This is a genomic window from Rhodococcus sp. BS-15 (assembly GCF_000813105.1).
Lineage (GTDB): Bacteria > Actinomycetota > Actinomycetes > Mycobacteriales > Mycobacteriaceae > Rhodococcoides.
Genome location: NZ_BAOX01000345.1, coordinates 1 through 4,740, shown reverse-complemented (window position 1 = coordinate 4,740; position 4,740 = coordinate 1). Strand labels below are relative to the sequence as shown.

Sequence of the window (4,740 nt, the reverse complement as noted above, 5' to 3'; positions counted from 1 at the left end):
GAGGTGCGATCAAGCCGACGAACGCGACGGCACCCGCGGCCGTGACGGCCGTTGCCGTTGCCAGTACCGCGATGGCGAGCAGCAACATTCGAGTCCTGTGGGGGCGAATCCCGAGGCCGGTGGACGTCGCGTCGCCGAGCACAAGCGCATTTGCGCGCGACGCACACAGCAGCCCGGCCGGTATCAGTACGATTGCCCAGGGCCACAATCGATTCCAATCGTCCATCGTCCTGGCATTGAGAGAGCCGATCAGCCATCGAAGGACCACGCCCATCGGTTGTGCATCGACGACGAGCAGCAGTGAGGTCGCCGCGGACAGGACAGCGCCGATGAGGATTCCCGCGACCGCCAGTGAGCGTCGGCCCAGGAGGTACAGAGCCAGTCCGGCACCTGCGGCACCGAGTAGTGACGCCAGGGGTGCGGTACCGGGGGCGGGCAGCACCAGAATCGACACCACAACGCCCAGTGCCGCACCGGATCCCACGCCCGTCGTCGACGGTTCGGCCAGTGGGTTTCGCATGACCGCCTGCAGCAACACTCCGGCCAGTGCCAGGAGTGCGCCGGCAACCAATCCTACGAGCACTCGTGGAAGACGGTAGTTCCGAACGATGATCTCGTGTGCTCGCACCTCCGACGTGCCGGTCAGTACCCTGATCACTTCGGTCGCTCCGAGCTCGCTGCGCCCCGAGACGAGGTGAAGTATCAACAGGCCTGCGATGCACGTCATCCCGATCGCCACGAGGTGTCGAGCCTTCATCGCGTGGCGGACTGTCTGTGCAGAGCGATCAGCAGTGCCGGAACGCCCAGAAGCGTTGTCGTGATACCCACGGGAATCTCGATCGGATACAGCACGATTCGCGATGCCAGGTCGGCGGCGGCGAGCAGGAATGCGCCGACGATGGGCGTGAGCAGGAATATCCGCCGCGAACTGGTCGTGTGCAGAGCCATCGAGCCAGATGTGGGGACAGCAACGCGACGTAGGCAACCGGACCGCACACCGAGGCCACCGCGGCGGTGAGCGCAGCGGCGCACACCAGTGCGGTCAGCCGTGTCGGTACCACGGAGATGCCAAGTCCCGCAGCCACATCGTCCCCGAGTGCAAGGGCAGCGACTCGATGCCGCATGAGCAGAGCGAGCGGGATGAAGACGGCAAGCCAGGGTGCCGCGACACCGAGATGGCTCCACCCTCGCTCGCCGAGACTGCCGAGCAGATACCGAAAGAGCAGGGGCAGGTTCCCTTCGGTGCCCAGGCTGACCAGCGCAATGACCAGTCCCGACGCGAGAGCGCTTACCGCAGCGCCGAGCAGTACCACCCGGTGCGGGTCGCTGGTCGGTCCGACGGTGGTGATCACCGCGATGCCGGCGACAGCTGCGCCGCACAGTGCCAGATAGGGAAGTGCTGTGAGCGGCAACGGAATGGCAAAGACGGCAACGGCCGTCATCGCGACAGCCGCGCCGGAGGACACACCCAGAATCTCCGGACCGGCAATCCTGTTGCGCAGTACATCCTGCATCAACGCTCCCGCCAGTCCGAGGGCCGCACCGCTCACCAGGCCCAACAACACACGCGGCAGTCGAATGAGCGCAACGTGCGGATGGAGGGGATTCGACGGGTCGAGCACGGCGTCGAGCGCGCGCACCGGATCGAGGGTCGGCTCACCCAGCACAGAGCCAGCACGATCACGGCGATGCAGGCGCAGGTACCCGCAGCGCGAACCCCTCTATCGGTAATGGTTATCATTTCGGACACATCATTCTGGAAAGGAGTTCCCATGCGCAAGTTGTCCGGCTCTTCTCGATTGTTCGGCGCACTCGCAATCTCGGTGTTCGCGCTCGCGGCCTGCAGTACTGCCGATGCGGGCAACGCTGACTCAGTGCCTGCGGTCACGGTCACCGACGACAGCGGAACGGTGATCGAGCTCGATGCACCCGTCGAGCGAATCGCGTGTCTGACGCTCATCTGCGTCGACGCGTTGAAGGAGGTGGGCATGACCCCCGTCGCCTATCGTGAGGAACTTGCGGCCGATCCCCGCTATGCCGGCCCGGATGCCGACATGCGCAAGATCACGGGCGGATTCGGTGAAGAGAACGTCGAGGACATCGCGCTCTCGGAACCGGACCTCGTTGTCGGACTCGGAGGAGTGCAGGACGGGTTGCGCAGTGCCGTCGAGGAAGTGGCACCGATGTACCTGGTGAACCCGACTTCCTGGCGAGATTCGGTCGAATTCCTCCGCACGATAGGCCATGTGACGGATCGGCAGCAGCAGGCAGACGCCGCTGCCGAGGCGTTCACCGCCGAGGTCGATGCAGTCGCGGGCAAGTGGAGTGGCCTCACGACGCTGTCGATGTACGGCGAACCGGGCAGTCTCGGCGTCGATTCCGTCGACACCCCCGTCGGCTCGCTTCTCGCGGAGGTCAGTGACTATCCGTGGCAGGCGGGAACCGATGCCTTCGCGACGGTATCGGTGGAGCAGATCGCGTCGGTGGATCCGGATGTGGTGTTTGCGCAAGCATTTTCATCGGGCTCCGACAGTGAGCCTCTCTCGGACCGGCTGGCGAGCAATCCGCTGTGGTCGGGTGTGGCGGCGGCCCACAACGATCGGGTGATCGAGGTGGACGCCGGGGTATGGGCGACGGGGCGCGGAACGATCTCGTTGCGCATGGTGCTCGCCACTGTGACGAATGAGCTCGAAAGTTCGTGATCCTTATTGAAAATGATTATCACTTGACGTAGGGTTGGACACCTCGACGATGTCGAGTCCATGGATCGGTTGCACCGCAACCGATTTGCCCATCGAAGAAGGAGAACCATGAACGACAACGAGCTGTTCCGTTCGATCCAGTCACCGGTGTCCCTGGCTACGCACTCCGCGGGCCACAGCAACGCCCTGGTCGAGAACCCCTTCGAGGAAGCCGAGGACTGATCTCGGTGGGGTCTGCACACCACGATGTGCAGACCCCGGCCGGGCCGTCGCCATGGAACTTGCACCCAGAACCGAACTGTACGAATCCGATTCGGGATTCGTGCTCCGCACCGCCGACGACGAACACTTCGCTCTCGCGCTCGGCCACGACGAATTCGACCAACTGGCAGGAGCTTTGGCCGGCGCCGCGGCACCGGTGTCTGCGAAACCGAAGACGGCGCTGTCCCAGCTACTCGCCGCAGGCCATGTCGTTCCCGATCCGTCGACCGAGAAGGTTGCGGTGCTCGGCTGCGGCTCTGTCGCTGCTGCGCTGGTGGGAATGCTGGGACGCGTCGGTATGTCCACAGGGCATGCGGCGACTCGATCGATCACCGTCAGTGACGACGGCGTCGAGACTCTGGGGTCCGATGGGTCGATCGCGTGTTTCCGTGACGGCAATCTGTACGTCGTCGTGCCCGAGGGGGTCCGACCGACCGACGTGTCGATGCGGCGCGCCGCCTCCCGTCGGAACAGGCAACGAATCGAGGACGGCTACGCCCCTCGCGCCGGCGGGCGACGATTGACGTCGCCGATCCATCCGGTGTCCGACGCGGCGGCCGAATTCGTGGCGGCTCAGGTTCTGGCGGAGGTCATCGATCCCACGGCCGACCATTGCGTGACGGCGATCGACCTCCGTAGGCTCCGGGTGACTCGGCATCCGATTCTGCCTGTACCGGAACCGCCCCGATGACGGGGCGCGAGTACATGATCGGGGGACTTCGTACCTTCGTCGTGAAGGCGCGGAGCCCGCGTGCCGTGCTGTCGATTCGTACTCCGTACAACAGCGAAGCTCACCTCGCCGAGGCTGCGGGCTGGTCCGAGCGCGGATTCACCACCGTCGTACAGGACGTGCGCGGCCGATACGGCTCCACCGGGTCCTTTCGCCCGTATCACGGTGAGGGGGCCGACGGCCTGGCCTGTATCGAGTGGATGACCGCGCAAGCGTGGTGGTCGCGGGCCCCCTTCCTGTTCCTCTACGGCACGTCCTACGGGGCGCACTGTGCCACCGAAACAGCCTTCGTCGCAGCCGAATTCGAGGGAATTGCCGGCGTATCGGTCGTCGTGCCCGCTCTGGGGAAGGGGGAGACGGCGCGAAATCGAGACCGGGCCTTCTACCTGCAGTCGCGCCTCGGCTGGTGGTCCGAGCAGGGCGATGCTGCCCACTCTCGCGAGAGTTCGGCATCGGCGGATCTGCTCGAGACGCTGCCGGTGTCCGACATCGGAGGCTCGTCGAGCCCCCCGATACCCTCGTGGCACTCCGTCCTGGAGGCAGGCAGGTCGGATGCGGAACGCAGGAACCACGCTGCAGCACAACAGTGTTCGCTTCTGGCGCAGGGTGGGACGGCGGACTGGTTCACCCAGGACACCGTCGACATCTGGTCGTCGTGGGGTGGCCCGTCGGCACTCGCCCTCGGACCGTGGGATCACTCGATGCGGGGATCGGGTCGCGCCGAGCGCATGAGCGCATGGCTGGGTGGGGTGCTCGACGGTCGGCCGTGGACCGGAGCGCAGCTGTACGGCCACCCCGGTGGTCCGCTGCGGCTGGAGGCCTGGCCGAGTGCCCGAGCGACGATCGAGCTGCCCGGTGGCACTTTCGTCGCAGATCCTCTGCAGCCCTTCCCTTCCTGTACGCCCGGCACCGATGTTCGAGGCTGGCGGAACGCTCGGACTGCCTTGCCCGTCCGGTGCGTGGCGCGCTGGAGCCGTTGTCGGAACTCCCGTGGTGCGCGTCGACAGCGGCGACTGCGACCGGCACTGGGGGCGCGATGCTCGTCGC

The 4,740-nt window shown here is 65.8% G+C and carries 6 protein-coding genes and 1 pseudogene; 4 read left to right on the top strand and 3 right to left on the bottom strand.

The window, feature by feature from the left end; genetic code table 11:
• From RHBS_RS24540 to RHBS_RS24535, 3 genes and pseudogenes are all read right to left on the bottom strand, one after another.
• On the bottom strand, positions 1 to 757 hold a 757-nt coding region (locus tag RHBS_RS24540; protein ID WP_128646696.1), incomplete at its 3' end, for an iron chelate uptake ABC transporter family permease subunit.
• Entirely contained in the window at positions 754 to 948 is a 195-nt protein-coding gene (locus RHBS_RS32420; protein ID WP_374700654.1) for an iron chelate uptake ABC transporter family permease subunit, read from the bottom strand. The genes RHBS_RS24540 and RHBS_RS32420, both read right to left, overlap by 4 nt.
• A pseudogene (locus RHBS_RS24535) lies at positions 945 to 1,667 on the bottom strand (FecCD family ABC transporter permease); the annotation flags it as partial. The pseudogene RHBS_RS24535 and the gene RHBS_RS32420, both read right to left, overlap by 4 nt.
• 105 nt (positions 1,668 to 1,772) lie before the next feature.
• Here RHBS_RS24535 and RHBS_RS24530 point away from each other — a divergent pair.
• From RHBS_RS24530 to RHBS_RS24520, 4 genes are all read left to right on the top strand, one after another.
• A complete protein-coding gene (locus RHBS_RS24530) occupies positions 1,773 to 2,702 on the top strand; it encodes an ABC transporter substrate-binding protein (RefSeq protein WP_183130244.1) in 930 nt (309 codons plus the stop codon).
• Between the two features lie 108 nt (positions 2,703 to 2,810).
• A complete protein-coding gene (gene amiA / locus RHBS_RS31655) occupies positions 2,811 to 2,924 on the top strand; it encodes a streptamidine family RiPP (RefSeq protein ID WP_254924168.1) in 114 nt (37 codons plus the stop codon).
• A gap of 52 nt (positions 2,925 to 2,976) precedes the next feature.
• Positions 2,977 to 3,654 carry a hypothetical protein gene (locus RHBS_RS24525; RefSeq protein WP_121870916.1) on the top strand — a complete coding sequence of 226 codons (678 nt, stop codon included), beginning with the start codon at positions 2,977 to 2,979 and terminating at the stop codon, positions 3,652 to 3,654.
• Positions 3,651 to 4,740, top strand: a 1,090-nt coding sequence (locus tag RHBS_RS24520; protein WP_236745410.1) for a CocE/NonD family hydrolase, incomplete at its 3' end; no start/stop codon positions are given. The genes RHBS_RS24525 and RHBS_RS24520, both read left to right, overlap by 4 nt.